Annotated in this window: 19 protein-coding genes; 18 read left to right on the forward strand and 1 reads right to left on the reverse strand. The window is 39.9% G+C overall.

The annotated features are described in order from the left end of the window. Window positions 1–56: 56 nt before the first annotated feature. The gene (gene priA / locus FPK91_RS15945; RefSeq protein WP_144212286.1) at window positions 57–2,252 is read right to left on the reverse strand and encodes a primosomal protein N'; all 2,196 of its coding nucleotides are present in this window, start codon (window positions 2,250–2,252) and stop codon (window positions 57–59) included. Window positions 2,253–2,329: 77 nt separating this feature from the next. On the opposite strand from priA, the gene FPK91_RS15950 reads away from it, so the two are divergent. The 18 genes from FPK91_RS15950 to FPK91_RS16035 all read left to right on the forward strand — a co-directional run bounded on the left by FPK91_RS15950 (window position 2,330) and on the right by FPK91_RS16035 (window position 20,499). Then, window positions 2,330–3,151, forward strand: coding sequence for a FimV/HubP family polar landmark protein (locus FPK91_RS15950; RefSeq protein ID WP_144212288.1), 822 nt, complete (start codon window positions 2,330–2,332; stop codon window positions 3,149–3,151). A gap of 123 nt (window positions 3,152–3,274) precedes the next feature. Further along, entirely contained in the window at window positions 3,275–3,487 is a 213-nt protein-coding gene (gene rpmE, locus FPK91_RS15955) for a 50S ribosomal protein L31 (RefSeq protein ID WP_144212290.1), read from the forward strand. A gap of 438 nt (window positions 3,488–3,925) precedes the next feature. After that, window positions 3,926–5,173, forward strand: a complete 1,248-nt coding sequence (locus FPK91_RS15960; protein ID WP_144212292.1) for a malic enzyme-like NAD(P)-binding protein — start codon at window positions 3,926–3,928, stop codon at window positions 5,171–5,173. Between the two features lie 294 nt (window positions 5,174–5,467). After that, complete coding sequence (gene csrD, locus FPK91_RS15965; protein ID WP_144212294.1) at window positions 5,468–7,354, forward strand: RNase E specificity factor CsrD; 1,887 nt, start codon at window positions 5,468–5,470, stop codon at window positions 7,352–7,354. A 392-nt stretch (window positions 7,355–7,746) separates the two neighbouring features. Next, window positions 7,747–8,691, forward strand: coding sequence for an MSHA biogenesis protein MshI (locus tag FPK91_RS15970; RefSeq protein WP_144212296.1), 945 nt, complete (start codon window positions 7,747–7,749; stop codon window positions 8,689–8,691). Further along, the gene (locus tag FPK91_RS15975; protein ID WP_144212298.1) at window positions 8,688–9,287 is read left to right on the forward strand and encodes a PilN domain-containing protein; all 600 of its coding nucleotides are present in this window, start codon (window positions 8,688–8,690) and stop codon (window positions 9,285–9,287) included. The genes FPK91_RS15970 and FPK91_RS15975 overlap by 4 nt, the downstream gene beginning before the upstream one ends. Next, window positions 9,287–9,937 (forward strand): MSHA biogenesis protein MshJ, encoded by a 651-nt coding sequence (locus FPK91_RS15980; RefSeq protein ID WP_144212300.1) that lies wholly within the window; start codon window positions 9,287–9,289, stop codon window positions 9,935–9,937. The genes FPK91_RS15975 and FPK91_RS15980 overlap by 1 nt, the downstream gene beginning before the upstream one ends. Window positions 9,938–9,998: 61 nt before the next feature. Next, window positions 9,999–10,253: an MSHA biogenesis protein MshK gene (locus tag FPK91_RS15985; RefSeq protein WP_144214482.1), complete on the forward strand. Its 255-nt coding sequence runs from the start codon at window positions 9,999–10,001 to the stop codon at window positions 10,251–10,253. A 13-nt stretch (window positions 10,254–10,266) separates the two neighbouring features. Further along, window positions 10,267–11,946 (forward strand): pilus (MSHA type) biogenesis protein MshL, encoded by a 1,680-nt coding sequence (gene mshL, locus FPK91_RS15990; RefSeq protein WP_144212302.1) that lies wholly within the window; start codon window positions 10,267–10,269, stop codon window positions 11,944–11,946. Between the two features lie 23 nt (window positions 11,947–11,969). Next, window positions 11,970–12,902 carry an ExeA family protein gene (locus FPK91_RS15995; RefSeq protein WP_144212304.1) on the forward strand — a complete coding sequence of 311 codons (933 nt, stop codon included), beginning with the start codon at window positions 11,970–11,972 and terminating at the stop codon, window positions 12,900–12,902. After that, window positions 12,899–14,236, forward strand: coding sequence for a tetratricopeptide repeat protein (locus tag FPK91_RS16000; RefSeq protein ID WP_144212306.1), 1,338 nt, complete (start codon window positions 12,899–12,901; stop codon window positions 14,234–14,236). The genes FPK91_RS15995 and FPK91_RS16000 overlap by 4 nt, the downstream gene beginning before the upstream one ends. Next, window positions 14,233–15,987, forward strand: a complete 1,755-nt coding sequence (locus tag FPK91_RS16005; RefSeq protein WP_144212308.1) for a GspE/PulE family protein — start codon at window positions 14,233–14,235, stop codon at window positions 15,985–15,987. Before FPK91_RS16000 ends, FPK91_RS16005 begins: the two co-directional genes overlap by 4 nt. Window positions 15,988–15,989: 2 nt before the next feature. Then, window positions 15,990–17,204, forward strand: coding sequence for a type II secretion system F family protein (locus tag FPK91_RS16010; RefSeq protein WP_144212310.1), 1,215 nt, complete (start codon window positions 15,990–15,992; stop codon window positions 17,202–17,204). A 37-nt stretch (window positions 17,205–17,241) separates the two neighbouring features. Beyond that, window positions 17,242–17,745, forward strand: coding sequence for an MSHA biogenesis protein MshF (locus FPK91_RS16015; RefSeq protein WP_144212312.1), 504 nt, complete (start codon window positions 17,242–17,244; stop codon window positions 17,743–17,745). Between the two features lie 135 nt (window positions 17,746–17,880). Next, window positions 17,881–18,486 carry a pilin gene (locus tag FPK91_RS16020; RefSeq protein WP_144212314.1) on the forward strand — a complete coding sequence of 202 codons (606 nt, stop codon included), beginning with the start codon at window positions 17,881–17,883 and terminating at the stop codon, window positions 18,484–18,486. Window positions 18,487–18,637: 151 nt separating this feature from the next. After that, the gene (locus tag FPK91_RS21230) at window positions 18,638–19,135 is read left to right on the forward strand and encodes a pilus assembly FimT family protein (RefSeq protein WP_193559171.1); all 498 of its coding nucleotides are present in this window, start codon (window positions 18,638–18,640) and stop codon (window positions 19,133–19,135) included. Between the two features lie 181 nt (window positions 19,136–19,316). Next, window positions 19,317–19,829, forward strand: coding sequence for a type II secretion system protein (locus tag FPK91_RS16030; RefSeq protein ID WP_144212318.1), 513 nt, complete (start codon window positions 19,317–19,319; stop codon window positions 19,827–19,829). Between the two features lie 184 nt (window positions 19,830–20,013). Beyond that, on the forward strand, window positions 20,014–20,499 hold the full coding sequence (locus FPK91_RS16035) for a type II secretion system protein (RefSeq protein ID WP_144212320.1): 486 nt from the start codon (window positions 20,014–20,016) through the stop codon (window positions 20,497–20,499). Window positions 20,500–20,667 lie beyond the last annotated feature (168 nt).

Here is a 20,667-nt window from a genome sequence, read left to right on the forward strand (position 1 = left end):
GAGATTTTTTTTAATTATCAGCAAAGCTAACATAATCGATTTATAGGTCAATTGAATTACATTAAATCTTGGGGATCTCTATCGATACTCCAGCGACAGCGTTTGCTCTCATTTAATGCTTCAATAATTGGCAGCGCTTGTTCAAAAACTTGCTGTAATCGTTGACGATTTTTGGCTTGGAATAGCAATTGACGACGATACTTACCCGCCTTGCGATCAAGTGGAGCAGGCATAGGACCAATCACTTCAAACTCTTTATCTTGTGGCAATAAGCTGGCTACTTGGTTTAAAAAGTTATCGGCATCTTCAGCAATAAGCGCATCAGCTCTAATGAGTACCATATGCCATGCTGGTGGCAATAAAGCTTGTTGACGTTCTTTCAACTGCCCACGGGCGAATTGGCCATAACCATGTTGGAGTAAGTCTCTTAAGATTGGATTATCGCTTTGATGAGTTTGCAGCAGCACTTTTCCGGGTTTATCAGCACGACCTGCTCGACCTGAAACTTGCGTATAAAGCTGGGCAAAGCGTTCAGGCGCTCTAAAGTCAGCGCTAAACAATGCACCATCAACATCCATTAATCCCACTAAGGTCACATCAGGGAAGTGATGGCCTTTAGCCAGCATCTGTGTGCCCACAAGAATTTTATACTCACCTTTTAAGATGCCATTAAGTTGCTTCTCTAATGAGCCTTTTTTACGGGTAGTATCACGATCTATTCGAACTACTGGGTATTGGGGGAACTCTTGTTCTAAGGTTTGGGCTAATTGCTCAGTGCCTGTGCCATGACCCATTAGCATGGTACTACCACACTCATGACATTGGTGTGGGATCGCGTATTGATTGCCGCAGTGGTGACAACAGATTTCATTCAAGCCTTGATGGACAGTAAAAAAGGCGTCACAACGGTCGCACTCATGCAGGTGACCACATTCATGACATAAAAGCGCTGGTGAGAACCCACGGCGGTTCAAAAAGAGTAATACTTGATTGCCAGCATCTAAATGCATACGCATTTCATTAATCATCGAGGCTGACATCCCCGCTTTTAATGGATGTGAGCGAATATCAATAATCCCTTGCTTCACTTTCTGCGCTGCGCCTGCACGCTCACTCAGTTCAAGGTGAGCGTAGCGTCCAGAAATGGCATTTTGTAGCGATTCTAGCGATGGTGTAGCTGAGCCCAAAATGACTTGGATATCTTCTAAGTTGCCACGCATAACCGCCAAGTCTCGAGCGTGATATCGCACCCCTTCTTGTTGCTTAAAGCTGCTGTCGTGTTCTTCATCCAAAATGATGACACCAGGAAAGGCCATCGGGGTAAATAAGGCTGAGCGAGTACCAATGATAATTGCGGCTTCACCTGATCGTGCTTGACGCCAGGCTTCTAAACGTTGGTTATCGGTCAATGCTGAGTGAATAACGGCAATTTTCACATCAAACCTGCGCTTAAATCGATTAATGGTTTGCGGTGTAAGGCCAATTTCAGGCACTAAAATTAGCGCTTGTTTACCTTGTTTTAAAATCGTTTCGAGAACCGATAAGTACACTTCAGTTTTACCTGAGCCAGTAATGCCTTCGATTAAACTGCAATGAAAACCTTGCTGTTGGTTAAGGATTGAAACTGCAACAGCTTGCTGTTTATTGAGCTTTAACGGCTCTTCTGTCATCACGAGTTGTTGGCGCCAACTTAAATCAGTCTTATTAACAATTTCTTTTCGTTCAATCCAGCCTTTGTCTTCAAGTGCTTTTAAGGCGACTTTACTGAGTTCTTGGGTAGTGAAGTCATCTTGACTGATGGAGGATTGTTTAAATAATTCAAATAACTTTTTTTGTGCAGGCGCTCGTTTCAATATGCTGATATCGACTTCTTTGCCCTGTTCGTTCAAAGCAAATATGGTGGTCGTTTGTGGTTGTGGGCTTAAGCCTTTACGCAGTGCAACAGGTAAAGCTTGGCTTAACATTTGACCTTGACTGGCAAAGTAATATCTAGCCGCCCATAAGGTTAATTTGTATAAGGTTTCTGGTAGTAGGGGTTTATCATCGAGGAGTTCGGTGATAGGTTTAATCTTATTTGGTGGAACGTCACACTCATCTTTAATGGCGGTAATTAAACCAACAAGTTGTTGTCTACCAAAAGGCACTTTTACCCGCAATCCCAGCTTTATTTGTGATACGTTGGCTTCAGGGATTTGGTAACTAAAGGTTTGCCGCATTGGAACGGGCAGTGCAACCTCAACAAACACAGGCATAAGTCATCATCATTCAGAATTGTGAAGGCCTAGTTTACTAGAGCCAGACCATAAAGAAATAGGATAAGAGAAAATTGATGTCAAAAGGGTTATTCAGCAAAGCAGGATTAGCAATATCACTTTTTTTATTTTCGTTTGTTGCGCAAGCTGCATTGTCACATCTGAGTATTAATAGTCGCCAATTTGAGCTTGGGCAACATCCCAAATTTAAACTGAATATCGTTGCGGGTAAGAATGACCTTTCAAGGATCAGCTTTCATGTGCGTCAACATGTTGGTGACAAAGAGGTCCTTGAAGAGCTAATGGTGCAGCCAGTTAATGGTTTTATGCTTTATGCTATTGGTGTTGATGATGTGAAAGACCCGAATGCTAAACTTATCGTTAGTCATTACAAGGGGAATAATTGGCAGCAGTTTTCGGTAATACCGGTATTTGATGCGCCTTTTATTAAAACCAACAGTAAGACTGAAATTAACATCAATACCAGCAATCAGCCTAAAAAAGTGGCGCCAATGCCACAGGTTAAATCTAGCCAGAAAAACCAGCTAGCTGTCACAGCACCTAAACCTTCAAAACCCCAAGCACAAGTTTTACCTGCAACTATGGTTTCCAGCAGCGCTAGTGAGTTAGGTGCTAGTTGTATTATCGAGCGTAATTCAACAGAGACACTGTGGCGGATAGCATCTCGTTACGCTAAACCATGGGAAACCAATGTTTATGCGGTCATGCTGGCTATTTTTGAAGCGAACCCTCAGGCTTTTTCGAAGCAAAAAATATACTTAATAAGACAGGATATACAGCTAGTCTGCCCGACAGTTAATCAACTAAATCAATACCTAAGCAAAGCTGAAGACAAGTTGGCATTTGAAGCTTTAGACCGTAAACAGAGAAGTCATTAAATAGCGCTTGTTTGGGGTGAACACTTACTGTACTATTGCGCGCCTAAAACACTATTGTTAACGCATGTGGTACTCAACTTCGGGTTGGGAGAGCGACATGGCCTCTACTAAAAGGTAATCCAAATGAAAACAGGTATCCACCCAGACTACGCTGAAATTACTGCAACTTGTACTTGTGGTAACATCATTAAAGTAAATTCAACTGCAGGTAAAAGCCTTCACTTGGACGTATGTGGCGCATGTCACCCATTCTACACTGGTACTCAGAAAGTTGTAGACACTGGCGGTCGTATCGACAAGTTCAACAAGCGCTTTGGTGCACTTGCTAAGAAGTAATTGCCGACGCAATTATTTAAAAAAAGACGCCTTTGGCGTCTTTTTTTGTTTTAGCAGGTTTTAAAACAATAAAAGTTACAAAAATATCATTTTTTTAGTTATAAATTATATAAAGGCTACTAAGTTAATAATATTGTTGCTTAGACAAACTATTTGTAACTTATCGACCCATTCCCCGCTTTTTATTATCAAATCTTGTTATTTTTCTACATTATTAAGTCTTTGATTCTTAATGTGATGATTAATCTAATGATCCAAAACTGTAACTTGATCAAATTTTGATTATTAAAGATAACTTTTGTTATTTTTTGATTTATAATCCTTTCAGAAAGCGATCGCTGACAGATGTTGTTTGATCTTAAGCCACCATTTAATCACCTCGTTTTCACTGAATTAATTTTACTCAGCCGTATAACTTGCCTCATTCAGGAAAATAAAATGTCAGATTTTCGCCAACAAGCTCTCGATTATCATGAATTCCCAGTTGCAGGTAAAACTGCAGTTAGTCTAACTAAACCAGCTCAAACGAGCCATGATCTGTCGCTGGCGTATAGTCCTGGCGTGGCGGAGCCTGTAAGAGAGATTGCGGCAAACCCTGACAATGCTTACCGTTATACAAATAAAGGTAATACGGTTGCTGTGATATCAAATGGTACTGCTATTCTAGGCTTGGGTAACTTAGGCCCATTAGCATCAAAACCTGTCATGGAAGGTAAAGCACTTTTATTTAAGCGCTTCGCTAATATTGATTCAATTGATATTGAAGTGAAGCACAGAACAACGGCAGACTTTATTAATACGGTTGAATCTATTGCTGATACTTTTGGTGGCATTAACTTAGAAGATATTAAAGCACCTGAATGTTTTGAGATTGAACGAGAATTGATTTCTCGCTGTAATGTTCCTGTATTCCATGATGATCAACATGGTACGGCAATTGTTACTACTGCAGGCATGCTGAATGCGTTAGAAATTCAAGGCAAGAAAATTGAAGACGCTGTATTTGTTTGTTTAGGTGCTGGTGCAGCGGCTATTGCCTGTATGACCATGATGGTTAAATGTGGTGCGCAACGTGAAAATGTATACATGCTTGATAGACAAGGTGTGATCCATACTCGCCGCGAAGACATTAATGAATATAAAGCTTTATTTGCTAATAATACTGATAAACGTACTTTGCAGGATGTGATCAAAGATGCCGATGCATTTTTAGGACTTTCTGGTGCTGACTTATTAAAAGCAGAAGACATTGCTTTAATGGCACCTAACCCAGTTATCTTTGCTTGTTCAAATCCTGATCCTGAAATTAAACCTGAATTGGCTCATGAAATACGTAAAGATTTAATTATGGGTACAGGTCGCAGTGATTATCCTAACCAAGTGAATAACGTATTGTGTTTCCCATTCATCTTTAGAGGCGCGCTTGATGTTAGAGCAAGCATGATTAATGATGAAATGAAAATTGCAGCAGTTAAAGCGCTCGCGGCTATCGCTAAAGAGCCGGTTCCTGCTGAAGTGTTAGCTGCATACCCAGATGTTGATTCATTAACTTTCGGGCCTGAATATGTACTGCCAAAGCCAATGGACCCTCGTTTATTGAAAAATATTGCTAGCGCCGTTTCACAAGCTGCAATTGATTCTGGTGTGGCGGTACTGAATAAAGTACCAACAGATTATTCTTTTTAATAAAGAGTATTCTTGCTATTAAAGATTAATATTGAAAGAGGGCTTTTATGCCCTCTTTTTTTCTGTCTAAATTTCAGTGGTGTTAATATGTGAAGTCACCGACTTAAAACGTATAAATATCATTATTTATCTGGAGCATATGTTAACTGTGTTCTGTTCATTTACAGGATTAAGTTGCCTTTTGTTTGAGGCTGCTGAATAATCAAAATACATTGGCAATATTTGAATAATAATAACTTGCCAAGTACCAATAATAATGACTTTTGATCGCTGTGTTTAGCAGGATGCTGATAAATGAAATTAACTAAAATATTAACCAACAAACTTGTCAGCTTTTGGTTGTTATCACTTACGGCTGTTGGCTTTATCTTTCTTTTGGGATCGTTAGTCAGTTTTACCCAACTGACATTTAAGTTTCAGCAACAAAAAGTCACCCAGTTAGAATCGATGCTCGTAGAGCATTATCAATCTGACAGCTTATGGGATTTACATGCGTGGCTTCCGCCGATGTTAATTGCCTACAATGCTAATTCGTTTAAATTAACCCGTGAAAATCAGCTGCTGTTTGAGTACCACTCTCCTAATCCCCAGGGTAATCCCACTCTTTTTAAGCATTCGCTAGGCGAAAAATCTGACTTGATTATGGAGCTGACATTACCTCAGCCCTCGCTATTAAATCAACTAGGCTGGTATGAATATTTAAGCTTACTGATCGCACTAGTCGCCATTGGCTTGTTTGTTCGCTATGGCCTGCGATGGTTTACTGAAGAGTTAGATGGCATAGAGCAAATTGCTCAGCGAAGTCATTTAATTATGGATGGGAAACATCAACAAGCACTCGAATTTACCGGTAAAGCCCGCCCTCGTTTAATTAATCGTGCCATGACCAAATTGCTTGAGCAACTCCAAGATGCGCAAAAAGAACGTGGGCGTTTTGATCAATTTATTCGCTCGAAAACTTTTTTGGATCCCAGCACCCGTATTGGTAACCGTATCTTTTTTGAAAATAGATTAGAAGCTTTAACCCATCAACATAGCATGATAGCCCATGGTGCGGTGCTATTGATGAACTTTGATGATTTAGATTTGCTGCAACAGCAGCATGGCGACGAGGCAGTCAATGAGCAATTAAATGATCTAGTGCAAGCAATACAAAAACTCTTAAGTGATGTTGAGGATACGATATTTGCTCGCTATGCCTTTAATCAGTTTATTGTCGTAGCACCACAATTCTCACTTACTGAGGCTGACTCGTTAGCCAATAAGTTATTGAAAATCGGCATTAGTCAATTACAGAATCAATCTGACTCGCAAGATAACTATGTACATTTAGGTGCCGCCTTTTATAAAGCAGGCGATACGCAAGAGCAGATTTTAGAAGAAGTGGAAATGGCTTTAAAAGCGGCGCAATTACAACGCAGTAATAATTGGTTTATGTATGACAAAGGCGCGGTGGATAAAGAAATTGCCAAGGGTTCAGTTCGTTGGCGCAGCTTTTTAGAAAACACGTTAGTTAATCGCCGTTTTGTCGCGATTACAGAAAAGGTAATGGACAGTGACGATATTGCTTGTCATCAGGAAGTCTTCAGCCGTGCGATTGATAATCAAGGTAATGAAATAAGAGCCACGCTATTTATCCCAATGGCAAATAAGTGTGGTTTGATGCCACAAGTTGAGCGTCAGTTACTCGAAACAGTCCTATTCGAATTGATGGCTAACAATCAAGACGTATTTAGCGTGAATCTGAGTTTGGATTCATTAACCAGTCGAGCCTTTATTCGTTGGCTAAAAAGTACGTTATTGGAACACCGACCTTTAGCATCAAGACTGATTTTTGAAGTGACCGAAGATATTGTTGTTAAACATCAACAGGATTTGGCCGAAAACCTCGATATGCTTCGCAAAATGGGATCGCGGTTATGCGTTGATCATGTTGGTTTACAAGTTGTAGGGACACATTACATCCAAGAGTGTCATTTTGATTTAGTAAAACTGCATCGCTCTATCATTCAGCAAATCCATTTAAAGTCTGAAAATCAGCTGTTCATTAGAAGCTTAATTGGTGGTCTATATCGTGCTGAGGTGCAGGTTTTCGCTGAAGGAGTGACTAGCTTTGAAGAGTGGCAAACTTTGAAAATCCTCGGTGTTAGTGCCGCTCAGGGGGATTTTTTTAATCAGTAGCGAATAGGTTAGCGCTGTCACCTTGGTACGGTAATTGTAATAGATATTCTATGTTGTCAAAAAAATCTCATTTTGCATTTTATCGTTAATGTTTTTTCAAAAGCACGTTAAGGTACCTGGAACGATAGGATGTGAAACTTGTGTATCAATAAATAACATTCTATCTTTGATATACACGATAATTATCTGATTATTTTTTCTATAAAATTAGATGATTAGAGAGTAAAATGTCACAAGATATATTTTTGACGTATTTTTATCCTTTAAACGTTATTTTTACTGTTGAATGTTTGCTAGTTGCCTGCTGTTGTTGCGGGTTTGTTTTGTGGGTTTAGCACTTAATGTGTATCTACATAATTACATTTGATAGTCATCTACGCACAGGTTTCTGAATGAAAAATGGTTTTTTAAATAAATTAACTTTTTGGCGCCAAAACATTCCAGTGGGTGAGCTTGGACTGTATGTAGCTGCGGACTCCATTTATGTGTTTAAAAGTAATGTGGGTGGCACCGCGGAGCAACGAGCTGATTTAGCAACAGAACCTCAATCAAAATTTCCAATTGAAGGTGTTAGTTACAAAATTGCCTTTGATGGCGATAATTGGACCGAAGCTTTCACTGCCATTTTTGACGGTCACGGTGCAGCAAAGCTACAGATTGTACTTGGGGAAAGCTTCTATCAGTTAATAGCTGCAGATAAACCCAATGTTCCCGCAGAAGAATTAAAACAGGCACTGCTTTGGTCAGTTAAAGATTTAGTGTCAGAACCCGTGTCCAATATCCAATTAGATTATTTTGAGTCATCACTCACCGCTAGCGGGAAAATAAATGTTGTTGTGGCAAATAAACAACAGTTATCAAACTTGGCTCAGGTGAGTGAAGAAAAGGGCTTTGTTATCGCAGGCATCAGTATTGAAGAGCTGGCAATGACAACAATATTCCAAGATGATCTTTCTCACATGATTGTCAGCCATGTTTCCGGTCAGGAGTTGCTACTGACCGTAGTGAAACAAGGTGAGCTGTTAATGCAGCGCCGAGTAAGAGGGTTTACTCAAATAGATAAAGCCAGTGCCCAAGATTTAGAATTTGGATTAGCAGATAACTTAAGTTTAGAAATTCAGCGCTCGATGGACTATTTCGAAAGTCAGCTACGTCAAGCACCTGTTGGCTCGATTGATTTACTCATTGGTGGTGAATATCAAGCCCTGGTGCCTTTAGTCTCACAAAATTTTAATCAAAATGTGAATGCTATTCAGCATGACTCTGTCAGTAGTCATTTCTCAATGATGTCTTACTCGCTATTGGCTGGTTCATTATTAACTGGAGGCAAAGCATGATTAAAACCACAGTTAATTTATTCAGTGCCGATTTATTACCGGCAAAGCTTAGATTGTCATTTGAAAGAATGATGATGGCGGTAGCTGCTTTGGTTGTTATCACTACTATTATTTGGTCTATTGGTTTTTGGTCTGTTTCAGGCTTAGAAAAAACACATGCACAAATATCGAAAGAGCAGCAGCGGTTTAATGAACAAAAAAGTGATTTAGAATTACAAATTTCAAATCGAAAGCCTGACGCAGGTTTGGTTTCCAGAGTAGAACTGGGTCAACAACGATTAGAACTTAAAAGATTATTATCTGCGGAAATAAAGCAACGAGATAATATGATCAGTCGTGGTTATTCGGGATTATTAACCGACCTTGCATCCGTATCTGATAGTTCTGTGTGGTTAAAGCGTATTGTAATCAACGAGCAGCAGTTTGAGTTTGAAGGCTTTGGTGCTCACCCTCAAAGTATTCCATTATGGGTTGAGCGTTTAAAGAATACTGAAACCCTTAAAGGATATGCCTTTGCGACCATGACAATGGATCGAGGAGATGACCAACCCTTGGCATTTAAATTATCTAGCACGCCAGAACAGGGGGCTAAATAATGAAGCAAACGTGGAATAAACTGGAGTCACAGTTTAATGTGCTAAGCCAAAGAGAGCGGGTGTTAATTACCGTCGCTACTCTGGTGGTGATGGCGATGATTGTATATTTACCGGTTGAAAGTATTTGGCTTCAGCAGCAAAAATTATCAAAACAAGTCATTCAAATTGAGAATGAAAATAATGTCTCAGTACAGCAAATTGACTTGTATGAACAAAGATTATCAATGGATCCGAATACCGATTATCGTAATCGGTTAGCGCTGATTGAAACGGAATCAGAGCAGATGGATGCCAATTTGGATGAACAGATGATCTCCATGGTACCCGCTAATTATATGCCTACCGTACTCACAAATCTGTTGGGTAATATTAACGATGTGAAGTTACTTTCGTTTGGTTCTATAGCGCCTAAAGCACTATTGCAGGTGGGTGAAGAGGACAAAATGAACCTCTATAGCCATGGCATTAGACTGACTTTAGAAGGTCGCTACTTCTCTATCTTGAAATTTATTGAATCAATTGAAGCGATGCCAGATAAGTTATATTGGAAAAGACTGAATTACCATGTTGATCAACATCCCAATGCAACGGTTGAAATTGAGCTTTATACCTTAAGTATTAATAAGGAGTTTATTAGTGTTGCACAATAAGCACATACTCATACTCACCCAAATTATCGCTTTAAGCTTTATATTTTTAAGCACATCGATAATGGCTAAATCACTGCGAGATCCAACGTTACCAGGTCAAGGTTTTGTTGTCAGCTCAACGAGTGTGAATCAGCCTGAATCTTTGGTGCTCAATAGTATCGTGAACAGTAATAAACCCCATGCGGTTATTAACAACAAGATAGTATTTGTTGGCGACAGCATTGAAGGGGTACGAATTGAATATATTGGAAAGCATTATGTCAACTTGTCAGATGGCAGAAAACTAAAGCTATTTCAATCGATAACAGAGCGATAGGAAAACAATAACAATGAATGTGATTAAATATGTAACCCCTCTGCTATCTTTGTGTTTGCTTGGTTGCCAAACCACCGACAGACCCGATCCTGGCACTGCTAAAAGTGAACTGGCTCAGTCGCTTGAACAAGCTGAAATGGCCGAAAATATTGTACCGCCGCCAGCGTTGATGCCAGAAGACGTACAGCGTGAATTAAACGGTTCAAGTTTGTTAGGCGGCTCTGCTGCTAGCTTGCCAAAAGAGCGACGTTTCGATGTATCAGCAAACGATGTCGATGCGAAAGTATTTTTCCCTAGTCTTGTTCAAGGTACGCCGTTAAGTGTGGCTGTTCACCCAGATGTGACGGGTAGTATTTCAGTCTCGTTAAATGGGGTGACATTATCTGAAGTTATCAAGGTAATTGAAGACATTTACGGCTATGAAGTTAGCCAAGAAGGGCGTATTTTACGTATTTTCCCTGCAGGTATGCGAACTGAAACCTATCCGCTAAATTATATTTATATGGAACGTGAAGGTTTGTCATTAACGTCTGTTAGTTCCGGCAGAATTTCTGATGGTAATGACAATTCAAGTTCAGGGTCTAGCAATAGTAATTCCAATAGTAGCAACAGTAATTCAAACAACAGCAATAGCGGCAATAGTAGTAACAGTGATAGTAGTGACAATACTAATGGCACCTTTATTCGCTCAACCACCAAAACAAATTTTTGGGGTGAATTAGAAAAAACCTTAGAGTCGATAATTGGCGATACTGGCGGTGGCCGACAAGTTGTTATTACTCCACAAGCTGGCTTAGTGACAGTAAGAGCTTATCCAAATGAACTTCGTCAAGTGAGTAAATTCTTAGATATTGCCGAAACCCATCTACAACGCCAGGTAATACTAGAAGCCAAAATTTTAGAAGTCACCTTGTCGGATGGTTATCAACAAGGGATTCAATGGGACAATGTCCTTGGTCATGCTGGTAGTACGGATATTGGCTTTGGTACTTCTCCTGGTAGTGGCTTAAGTGATCAAATAACTAATGTTATTGGTGGCGTGACCTCAATTAGTTTAACGGGTACGGATTTCAGTACCATGATCAGCCTATTGGATACGCAAGGGGATGTTGATGTACTTTCAAGCCCAAGAGTCACAGCATCGAATAACCAAAAAGCAGTAATTAAAGTGGGTAATGATGAATACTTCGTTACTGATGTATCTTCTACTACTGTCGCAGGAACAACCCCTGTAACCACCCCTCAAGTTGAGTTAACGCCTTTCTTCTCTGGTATCGCATTAGATGTTACGCCTCAAATTGATGGTGAAGGTAATGTCCTTTTACATGTTCATCCTTCAGTTATTGAAGTCTCTGAGCAAATTAAAGAAATTAAGGTAAGTGGATCGTCACTAGAGCTACCATTAGCCCAAAGTGAAATTCGTGAGTCAGACACCGTGATTAAAGCGGCTTCAGGTGATGTAGTCGTGATCGGCGGACTGATGAAGAGTGAGAATATTGAAGTCGTGTCAAAAGTACCGCTACTCGGTGATATTCCATTCCTTGGTGAAGCATTTACCAATCGCAGTAGATCAACCAAGAAAACTGAGCTCATTATCATGCTTAAACCTACAGTGGTGGGGGCAGATACTTGGACGAATGAGCTAAAACGTTCAAAAGATCTATTAGACCGTTGGTATCCAGAGGAAGAGTAACGGGTTAATTACGGGCTAACACTATGTATCAGCAGCACTTTGGCCTGGGTCAATTACCATTTACATTGACGCCAAATACTCAGTTTTTCTTTGGCTTAACGCCTCATGTGGAAGCGCTGCAAGTGCTGCAAATTGCCATCGCCAATGGTGAAGGTTTCATTAAGGTTACAGGTGAGGTTGGTACAGGGAAAACATTGATTTGTCGTAAATTGATGAATGATTTACCCAGTGATTACCATTGTGCTTATGTACCAAACCCCTATTTAAGCCCCGATGAACTTCGATGGGCATTAGCTGCAGAGCTTGGTTTAGAAATACAAAATGACTTGAACCAACAACAGTTAACAGGGCTTATCCAAACTCGCTTACTCGAGCTTAATGGCCAAGGTTTTAAAGTGATTTTAGTATTAGATGAAGCGCAAGCCTTGCCTAATCAAAGTTTGGAAACACTAAGGTTATTCACCAATTTAGAAACTGAAAGCGCGAAGTTAATACAGGTGGTGTTATTTGGTCAGCCAGAACTTGATAACCGTTTACAAGCACCATCATTAAGGCAGTTGAAGCAGCGTATTACTTTTAGCTATAACCTTAGACCGCTGATTTGGGACGAGATAAAAGCCTATATTGAATATCGCTTGGGTGTTGCAGGCTATCAAGGCAACCAGTTATTCAGCGATAAAGATATTAAGCTAATAGCACAAGCGGCTCGAGGCATACCGAGATTAGTAAATATTATTGCCAATAAAGCGCTATTGCTGTGTTTTGCTGAAGGTAAGCAACAAGTGTTAAGCAAGCATTGCAAAGCAGCAATTATTGATACTGAAGACGCGGATGTAGTGTTACCCAGTAACCGCATGAATGCTTGGGTGTTTGGAATTTTAATTATAAGCGCTTCACTGGTGATGCTATTGATTGCCGATGTTGACTGGTTATCTATTTTAAGAGAGTCAATATGAGCGTCATTAATAAAGTATTGAAAGATTTAGATAAACGACAGCAGTCAGTTGGCAACGTAGAAACACAACGACAGGGGTTTATCAGCCCAGAAGTCCAGTTTCAGAGTGCTGTGCAGCCGAGTTCAACGAGTCAATCGTCTAATAAAGGTGTGATTGTTGCCATTGTCATGTTGTTGGCAATGTCGATATTGGGTTACATGCTTTATCGACAGGCTCAGCAATTACATGACATGCAGCCGCTAGCTGAAAATCAGATTGATGCAGATATACCAGCTAGAGAAAATGTTGAGCTAGGAAGAATAACAGAAGGCGTAACTACTGAGAGCATTGAAGTTAATAATGCTGCAAGCGCAGAGGCTTCAATTGAAACTGTTGATAATGCCGATCTAGTGGCAGCTTTTGATAAAGCTGCAAACGAAAAACAAATAGATAATTTTGATGGAACAGATGTGCAGAGTGAAGTTGTCGTTGCTAAAAGCACCAAACCTGACAATTCAGTTTTGTCCGAACCAGAAACAAAAATAGTTGCCGTAACCGGTGAAGATGTTGAAGTAAATAGAGATAAAAAGTCAGATAAAGAGTCTTCAGTGCAAGTTCGCTATGAGCAAACAACACGTTCATCAAGCTTTGATACAGACGTAAAAACAACATCAGCTAAAAAATATACTGATGTGAAAGTGTCAAACAAACAGCCTGCAACAGTGACTAATGCCAATGAAAAAGGTCATATGGCTGTGAAAGAAGTTATGTTAACCAATGAGCAATTAGCACAAAAGAAATTTAATGCAGCAGAAACGGCAGAACAAAAGCAAAAAATAGATCAAGCTATCAAAAATTATTATGAAGCACTGGTATTACAGCCTTCAATGCATCAGGCGCGTAAGCAATTAGCGGCATTGTATTACTCAGTTAATAACCTGGGTAGAGCACAGCAAATTTTAGCGCAAGGGGTGAATCTTTTCCCTGAAGAAGTTGAACTTGTGGTTTTAAAAGCAAAGGTAGAAAACGCGGCCTTTAATGCTGACAAAGCACTTAATACGCTTAATGCCATTGATGATAATAGTGAATGGGCTAGAGATAAGTGGATATTGCAAAGCGATATTGCTCAGAAGAATGGCCAATTTGAGATAGCTGAATCAGCCTATCGGTCATTGTTAACCCTTGAACCTTCGCAAGCTCGCTGGTGGATGGGATTAGCTTATGCATTAGATTCACAGCAACAATATTCGCAAGCGGCAGATGCCTACCGAAAAGCAATGTCTTATAGAGGTTTATCAACGGGCGCTATGACATATATAGAACAACGATTAATACAACTAGGAGGTAGCCAATGAAACCTAAATTAAAAATGCGTTTGGGCGATCTTTTAGTTCAAGAGCATATTATCTCTAATGACCAGCTAATGCAGGCGTTAGCAGAGCAACGTAATTCAGGTAAAAAATTGGGTCGTACGCTTATTGATCTCAATAGTATTACTGAAGATCAATTGTTGCAGTTCTTGTCGCAGCAGCTCAATTTACCTTATCTAGATATCAGTAGATTATCGATACCTCCAGAGGTCGTTAATCTGATCCCTGAAGTGCAAGCAAGGCGTTATCGCGCGTTAGTCGTTGAGGCGACTTCGGATACCGTAACGTTAGCAATGAGTGATCCTGCTGACTTACAAGCCATTGATAATTTAGAAGTGTTCATTGCACCGAAAAGAATCACTATTGCAGTAACGCCAGAGCAACAGTTACTGGATGCCTTCGATAACCTTTATCGACGCACTGATGAAATCGCTAAAATTGCCGGAGAGTTAGAAGAAGAATACGCTGCAGATGATATGTTCGATTTGGCGAGCATCACTGATGGCGATAGCGACAATGAAACAACCGTTGTTAAGCTTCTACAATCAATTTTTGAAGATGCGGTACAAATGCGTGCATCAGATATTCATATCGAACCAGGCGAAAAAGTGCTACGTATTCGTCAACGTATCGATGGGCAGTTACATGAAAATACCCTAGATGAAGTCAATATTGCCTCAGCGCTAGTACTGCGTTTGAAACTGATGGCTGGCCTAGATATTTCAGAAAAGCGTATGCCGCAAGATGGCCGTTTTCATATCGAAGTCAAAGGCCATAAAATTGATATTCGTATGTCGACGATGCCAATTTACCATGGCGAATCAGTGGTTATGCGTCTGCTTGACCAATCTGCAGGTTTGCTAACGCTTAACGAAACCGGCATGCCAAACCATATCTTGGAGCGCATACGTAAACAAATTAAGCGTCCACACGGGATGTTATTGGTGACAGGGCCAACAGGTAGCGGTAAAACAACCACCTTGTACGGTATTTTAAGTGAGTTAAACAAAGCGGATACAAAAATTATTACCGTAGAAGATCCGGTGGAATACCAATTGCCGCGGATTAACCAAGTACAAGTTAACCATAAAATTGGCTTAGACTTTTCTAACGTGTTAAGAACCACACTTCGTCAAGATCCCGATATTATTATGGTTGGTGAGATGCGTGACCAAGAAACCGTCGAAATTGGTTTACGAGGCGCATTAACGGGTCACTTTGTATTATCTACCTTGCATACCAATGATGCGATTACGAGTGCCTTACGACTGTTAGATATGGGCGCAGCGAGTTATCTTGTGGCCAGTGCATTACGAGTCATTATTGCGCAGCGTCTAGTAAGACGTGTTTGTTCGAATTGTGTCACTCATTACCAACCAACAGTCGGCGAACTTGCCTGGATGAAAGCTTCATCCAAGGTCGATTTTAGCCAAGCAACATTTAAAGTGGGTGTCGGCTGTCAAAGTTGTAATGGCTCTGGTTATCGTGGTCGTATTGGTATTTTTGAATTACTAGAACTTGATGAAGCCATGGTCGATGCGATGCGAACTGGTAATCCGCAAGATTTTGCCCGTGCAGCAAAACTAAGCCCAAGTTTTATCCCCTTAGCTGATTCTGCTTTTGAGTATTTATTTAATGGCATGACGACCATTGAAGAAGTAGCAAAATTAGTAGAAGACGTGAATGAAATTTTAATGCCAGATTCGACACCAACTAACACTGGGGTAGGGAGTTAATTATGCCTACTTACCAGTATCGAGGCCGGAATTCTCAAGGTGCAGCAGTAAACGCACACATTGAGTCAGCAAACGAGAGCAGCGCAGCTGATGCGCTCATGTCTCGTGGGATCATTCCGCTCGAACTGCGTGAAGTTAAGCAAACACAATCATTTAGTATTGGCAGTATTTTTGTTCAAAAAGTGTCATTAGAAGAGTTACAGATTTTTACCCGACAAATGTATTCGCTGACCCGATCGGGCATTCCGATTTTACGTGCAATTGCCGGACTTGCTGAAACCACTCATTCCCAAAGAATGAAAGATGCACTAAATGATATTTCGCAGCAATTAACTTCGGGTAGACCCTTGTCAGCTGCGATGAATCAACACCAAGACATATTCGATTCATTGTTTATCTCAATGGTTCATGTGGGCGAAAATACCGGTAGATTAGAAGACGCATTTACACAGTTATCAAGTTATATCGAGCGCGAACAAGAAACTCGTCGTCGAATAAAATCAGCCATGCGATATCCCATTTTCGTGTTGATTGCGATTTCGATTGCGATGGTGATATTGAACATTATGGTTATCCCTAAATTCGCCGATATGTTTTCACGCTTTGGTGCTGAGTTGCCCTGGGCAACAAGAGTCCTAATGACCACCTCAAGTTTATTCGTAAACTATTGGCATATTATGATTGTTGCTTTGGTGGCGACGATAATTGGCATTCGGTATTGGCATCACACCGCAAAAGGTGAGCGGCAATGGGATAAATGGAAGCTACATATTCCTGCTGTAGGATCAATTATTGAAAGGTCTACCTTATCTCGATATTGCCGAAGTTTTTCGATGATGCTAAGTGCAGGTGTCCCCATGACTCAGGCATTAAGTTTGGTTGCGGATGCAGTAGATAATAGCTATATGCACGATCGTATAGTGGCCATGCGCCGAGGCATTGAATCTGGCGAATCTATGCTTAGGGTCTCTAATCAAAGTGGTTTATTCACGCCTTTGGTATTGCAAATGGTTGCTGTTGGTGAAGAAACGGGTCAGATAGACAGTTTACTTAATGATGCCGCCGACTTTTATGAAGGTGAGGTCGATTACGATTTAAAAAATCTCACTGCCAAATTAGAACCTATTTTGATCGGCTTTGTGGCCGGTATTGTATTGATATTAGCCTTGGGTATTTACCTTCCTATGTGGGATATGCTTAATGTTGTTAAAGGATAATCATGCAAATCGATAACAACAGTGAGTCATTTGCATAATGCAAAAACAGCAGCAATCAGAAAGCGATCTACTTAAAACCTACACACGTTTAATCACTTTGACGTTAGTGTTAGTGGTTATTGGTGTGATTGGTACCAAGCACTTTTCAAGTGTTGATAATGTCGGTGTAAAAAGCTTAGAGCTAGAGCATAGTCGGATGTTATATGTACTAGCGATGGTTAAAAGTCAGTGGCTCAGTCAAGGCAAACCTAAGACTTTGAAGCTGAGGTGGGAAAAAATCAGTTCGCTTACAGTGGATGAGCAGCCTAGAGATAACGTGATTAATATGTCTTCTAATGGATGGCCGATACTTAGCAGTTTATCATCACAAGGATGCAGTGATTGGTGGGGGAAACTTATGGCAAGTAAATTGCTTAATTTAAAAGTAGTGGTAAATTATCAACCAGAGTCAGAAATTTGCCATTTTGCAACACCGCAAAGTGGCAGCATAAGCTATCAAGTTTCTTCGGGGCGTGTGATATTTGTCGGAGGTTCTGATTAAAAATAAGTAATACAAATGCTTAAATATAAGTTTAATGCTAGAATTTATTTACATGTAAGCTTTAGCTGAGCAACAATGGTCACTGAGACTACAATTTTATGATACGTATGTCAGTCGCAACAAAGGTAATTTAATATGAAGTTAAAACAGCAAGGTTTCTCGTTAATCGAATTGGTTATCGTAATCGTCATTTTAGGGTTATTAGCTGCTACAGCTATCCCTCGTTTTTTAAATGTGACTGAAGATGCACAAAATGCCAGTGTTGAAGGTGTTGCGGGTGGTTTAGCGACCGCAGTTGGCTTTGTTCGCGCACAGTGGGAAGTTGACGGACGTCGTAATACCTCTGTTATTCTTGATGGCACTAGCGTGTCACTGGATACTCGCTTTGGTTTTCCAACGGGTGTTACCAATACCAGTGTAACAGCAATGAGCAATGCATCATGCCAAGAAGTGTTTGATAATGTACTACAAAGTGCTCCGCGAAATGTGCTGTTTAACCAAGATGCACGCGATGAACGTTATACCGTAAGAGTTCAAGGTGGCGCAGGTGGTGATGCTATTGGTATTGATGGCTCAACAGTGACAAATATCGACTTGTGTGTTTACCACCAAGTTGCATCACTGGTACTAAACCAGAATTCAGGTGTACCAACCCCGACTCCAGACTTAGATACCGTAGGCGCTAAAGGGGTTGTTTATAACCCTGGTACCGGCCAAGTATTAAGCTTTAGCAACGATTAATCTTAGTACTAACGTTTAGAAAGCTGTAATCAGATTAATACGAATTTACATCGTGATAATCTAAAACAAAATATCAAACCACAAGATATGGATTGTTAAGTGGGATATAAATTAAAATTTCACTTTATTATTTTAAGTAGGGGCATACATTATGCAGAAACAACAAGGTTTTACGTTAATTGAGTTAGTTGTCGTTATTATCATTTTAGGTATTTTAGCGGTAACAGCAGCGCCTAAGTTTATTAACCTTCAAGGTGATGCATACAAGTCAACTTTAGATGGTTTAAAAGCATCATTACAAGGTGCCAACACTTTAGTTTACTCAAAAGCTGCTATTGCAGGCGAAGAGAAGAATGATGACGCGACTATTCAAATAGGTTCGGCTGTATCAGATACAGTTAATACTCAATTTGGTTATTTACAAAGTGATGAAGACTCATTGGTAGATGCGCTTGAAATTGATACAGCTAATGATTGGACAGTTGTTGAAGGGGCTGACCCTCAGGCTGATGCAGCTATTTTATACCAGACTAGTTCACCTTATGATGATGGTACATCGAATGATGCTAAAGATTGTCATTTGGAATATATACCAGCTTTGCTAGAAGGTGATTTACCTACTTACACGGTAAAATCTGACGATTGCTAATAATTGTTAACATTATAAAAAAGCCTGCTTATGCAGGCTTTTTTATGCTTAATACAACATTATTATAAATGTATACTTCTGATGGAAAAGTTATAATTTTTAAAATGACACAATGGCTGCGATAATTAAATATACTCATTATTAATAAACAGAATCGATTCAATTTTTAGAAGGTTTTTATATGCAAAAGCAAAATGGTTTTACATTAATTGAGTTAGTGGTCGTCATTATCATTTTAGGTATTCTTGCAGTAGTTGCAGCGCCGAAGTTTATTAACTTGCAAGGTGATGCAAGAGTTTCAGCATTGGCAGGAATGAAAGCAGCAATTCAAAGTGGTAACTCTTTAGTATTTTCAAAAGCGGCTTTGGCAGGAGAAGAGAAAAAAGCTTTTGATGACACGATGCCTCCCGCTGTCGATTTAGGTAGTGCAATCGCGGTTACTCAATATGGTTACCTACAAGCGAAACAAGAGGAATTAGAAAAGGCCTTAGATGTTTCCTTTGACGATATTGTAAACGTCGATACAGGTACTAATGATTGGATTATTGAGCGCAATGAGGCTTCTTCTACTGCAGCAACTAATGTTGTAATTTACCAACGTGGGGCGCCTGATACTTGCACATTGACTTATACCGAAGCAACCTCTTCAACGCTCCCAATTTACGTCGCAATTGCAGACCCCTCTCTTTGCTAATTAACCTAGTTATATTGTTAAAAGCCTGCTTATGCAGGCTTTTAGTTTCTGAAGCCCAAATTATTTTTTACTTTGTAATCTGGATAACACTGCTGTCACGTTTGAAGTGGTAAAATTGTTGCTGTAATTGAATAAGCTCGTTATTGATGGGCTGAAGTTGTTCTATTTTTAAGGTTTTTTATATATGCAAAAGCAACAAGGTTTTACATTAATCGAATTAGTGGTAGTCATTATCATCTTAGGTATTCTTGCTGTAGTCGCAGCACCTAAATTTATCAATCTTCAAGGTGATGCTCGTGTATCAACTTTGCAAGGTGCTAAAGCGGCAATTCAAAGTGCCAACAGCTTAGTTTATTCAAAAGCAGCTTTAGCTGGTGAAGAGAAAAAGCTATTGGGTTCAGTTGATATTGGCATTAGTGATGGTGCTGTTACTCCAAGTAATTTAGTTGCGACCGTATACGGTTATCTTGCAGGTACTCCTGCTGCAATTGAACATGCTGCATCATTTGATGCTTCAGAATGGGATGTTACAGTCAGTAATAGTACTAGCGGTGACGTGAAAATTCAGCAAGTCGGATCACCAGATTCCTGTTTTATCGAATATAAAGAGTCAACAGTCAGCGGCAGTCTTCCAACGTTTTCTGATACTCCTTTAGCTTCTGCTTGCTAATATAAAAATATTTATAAAAAATAAAGCCTGCTTACGCAGGCTTTTTTATTGCCTGCAGATAAAGAGACAACCTAATTCGATGATGTTAAACAAGTCAGCTAATTAGATATTTTAATAAAGGATATCAAGACGTTTATGGTATATTTTGCCATACTAACAAAAGGTATG

Source organism: Shewanella donghaensis (assembly GCF_007567505.1).
In the GTDB taxonomy this organism is placed as follows: domain Bacteria; phylum Pseudomonadota; class Gammaproteobacteria; order Enterobacterales; family Shewanellaceae; genus Shewanella; species Shewanella donghaensis.

Bases quoted from the DNA above. Each gene is read 5' to 3' on its own strand.
- priA (WP_144212286.1), bottom strand. From the start codon at position 2,252: ATGCCTGTGTTTGTTGAGGTTGCACTGCCCGTTCCAATGCGGCAAACC.
- FPK91_RS15950 (WP_144212288.1), top strand. From the start codon at position 2,330: ATGTCAAAAGGGTTATTCAGCAAAGCAGGATTAGCAATATCACTTTTT.
- rpmE (WP_144212290.1), top strand. From the start codon at position 3,275: ATGAAAACAGGTATCCACCCAGACTACGCTGAAATTACTGCAACTTGT.
- FPK91_RS15960 (WP_144212292.1), top strand. From the start codon at position 3,926: ATGTCAGATTTTCGCCAACAAGCTCTCGATTATCATGAATTCCCAGTT.
- csrD (WP_144212294.1), top strand. From the start codon at position 5,468: ATGAAATTAACTAAAATATTAACCAACAAACTTGTCAGCTTTTGGTTG.
- FPK91_RS15970 (WP_144212296.1), top strand. From the start codon at position 7,747: ATGAAAAATGGTTTTTTAAATAAATTAACTTTTTGGCGCCAAAACATT.
- FPK91_RS15975 (WP_144212298.1), top strand. From the start codon at position 8,688: ATGATTAAAACCACAGTTAATTTATTCAGTGCCGATTTATTACCGGCA.
- FPK91_RS15980 (WP_144212300.1), top strand. From the start codon at position 9,287: ATGAAGCAAACGTGGAATAAACTGGAGTCACAGTTTAATGTGCTAAGC.
- FPK91_RS15985 (WP_144214482.1), top strand. From the start codon at position 9,999: ATGGCTAAATCACTGCGAGATCCAACGTTACCAGGTCAAGGTTTTGTT.
- mshL (WP_144212302.1), top strand. From the start codon at position 10,267: ATGAATGTGATTAAATATGTAACCCCTCTGCTATCTTTGTGTTTGCTT.
- FPK91_RS15995 (WP_144212304.1), top strand. From the start codon at position 11,970: ATGTATCAGCAGCACTTTGGCCTGGGTCAATTACCATTTACATTGACG.
- FPK91_RS16000 (WP_144212306.1), top strand. From the start codon at position 12,899: ATGAGCGTCATTAATAAAGTATTGAAAGATTTAGATAAACGACAGCAG.
- FPK91_RS16005 (WP_144212308.1), top strand. From the start codon at position 14,233: ATGAAACCTAAATTAAAAATGCGTTTGGGCGATCTTTTAGTTCAAGAG.
- FPK91_RS16010 (WP_144212310.1), top strand. From the start codon at position 15,990: ATGCCTACTTACCAGTATCGAGGCCGGAATTCTCAAGGTGCAGCAGTA.
- FPK91_RS16015 (WP_144212312.1), top strand. From the start codon at position 17,242: ATGCAAAAACAGCAGCAATCAGAAAGCGATCTACTTAAAACCTACACA.
- FPK91_RS16020 (WP_144212314.1), top strand. From the start codon at position 17,881: ATGAAGTTAAAACAGCAAGGTTTCTCGTTAATCGAATTGGTTATCGTA.
- FPK91_RS21230 (WP_193559171.1), top strand. From the start codon at position 18,638: ATGCAGAAACAACAAGGTTTTACGTTAATTGAGTTAGTTGTCGTTATT.
- FPK91_RS16030 (WP_144212318.1), top strand. From the start codon at position 19,317: ATGCAAAAGCAAAATGGTTTTACATTAATTGAGTTAGTGGTCGTCATT.
- FPK91_RS16035 (WP_144212320.1), top strand. From the start codon at position 20,014: ATGCAAAAGCAACAAGGTTTTACATTAATCGAATTAGTGGTAGTCATT.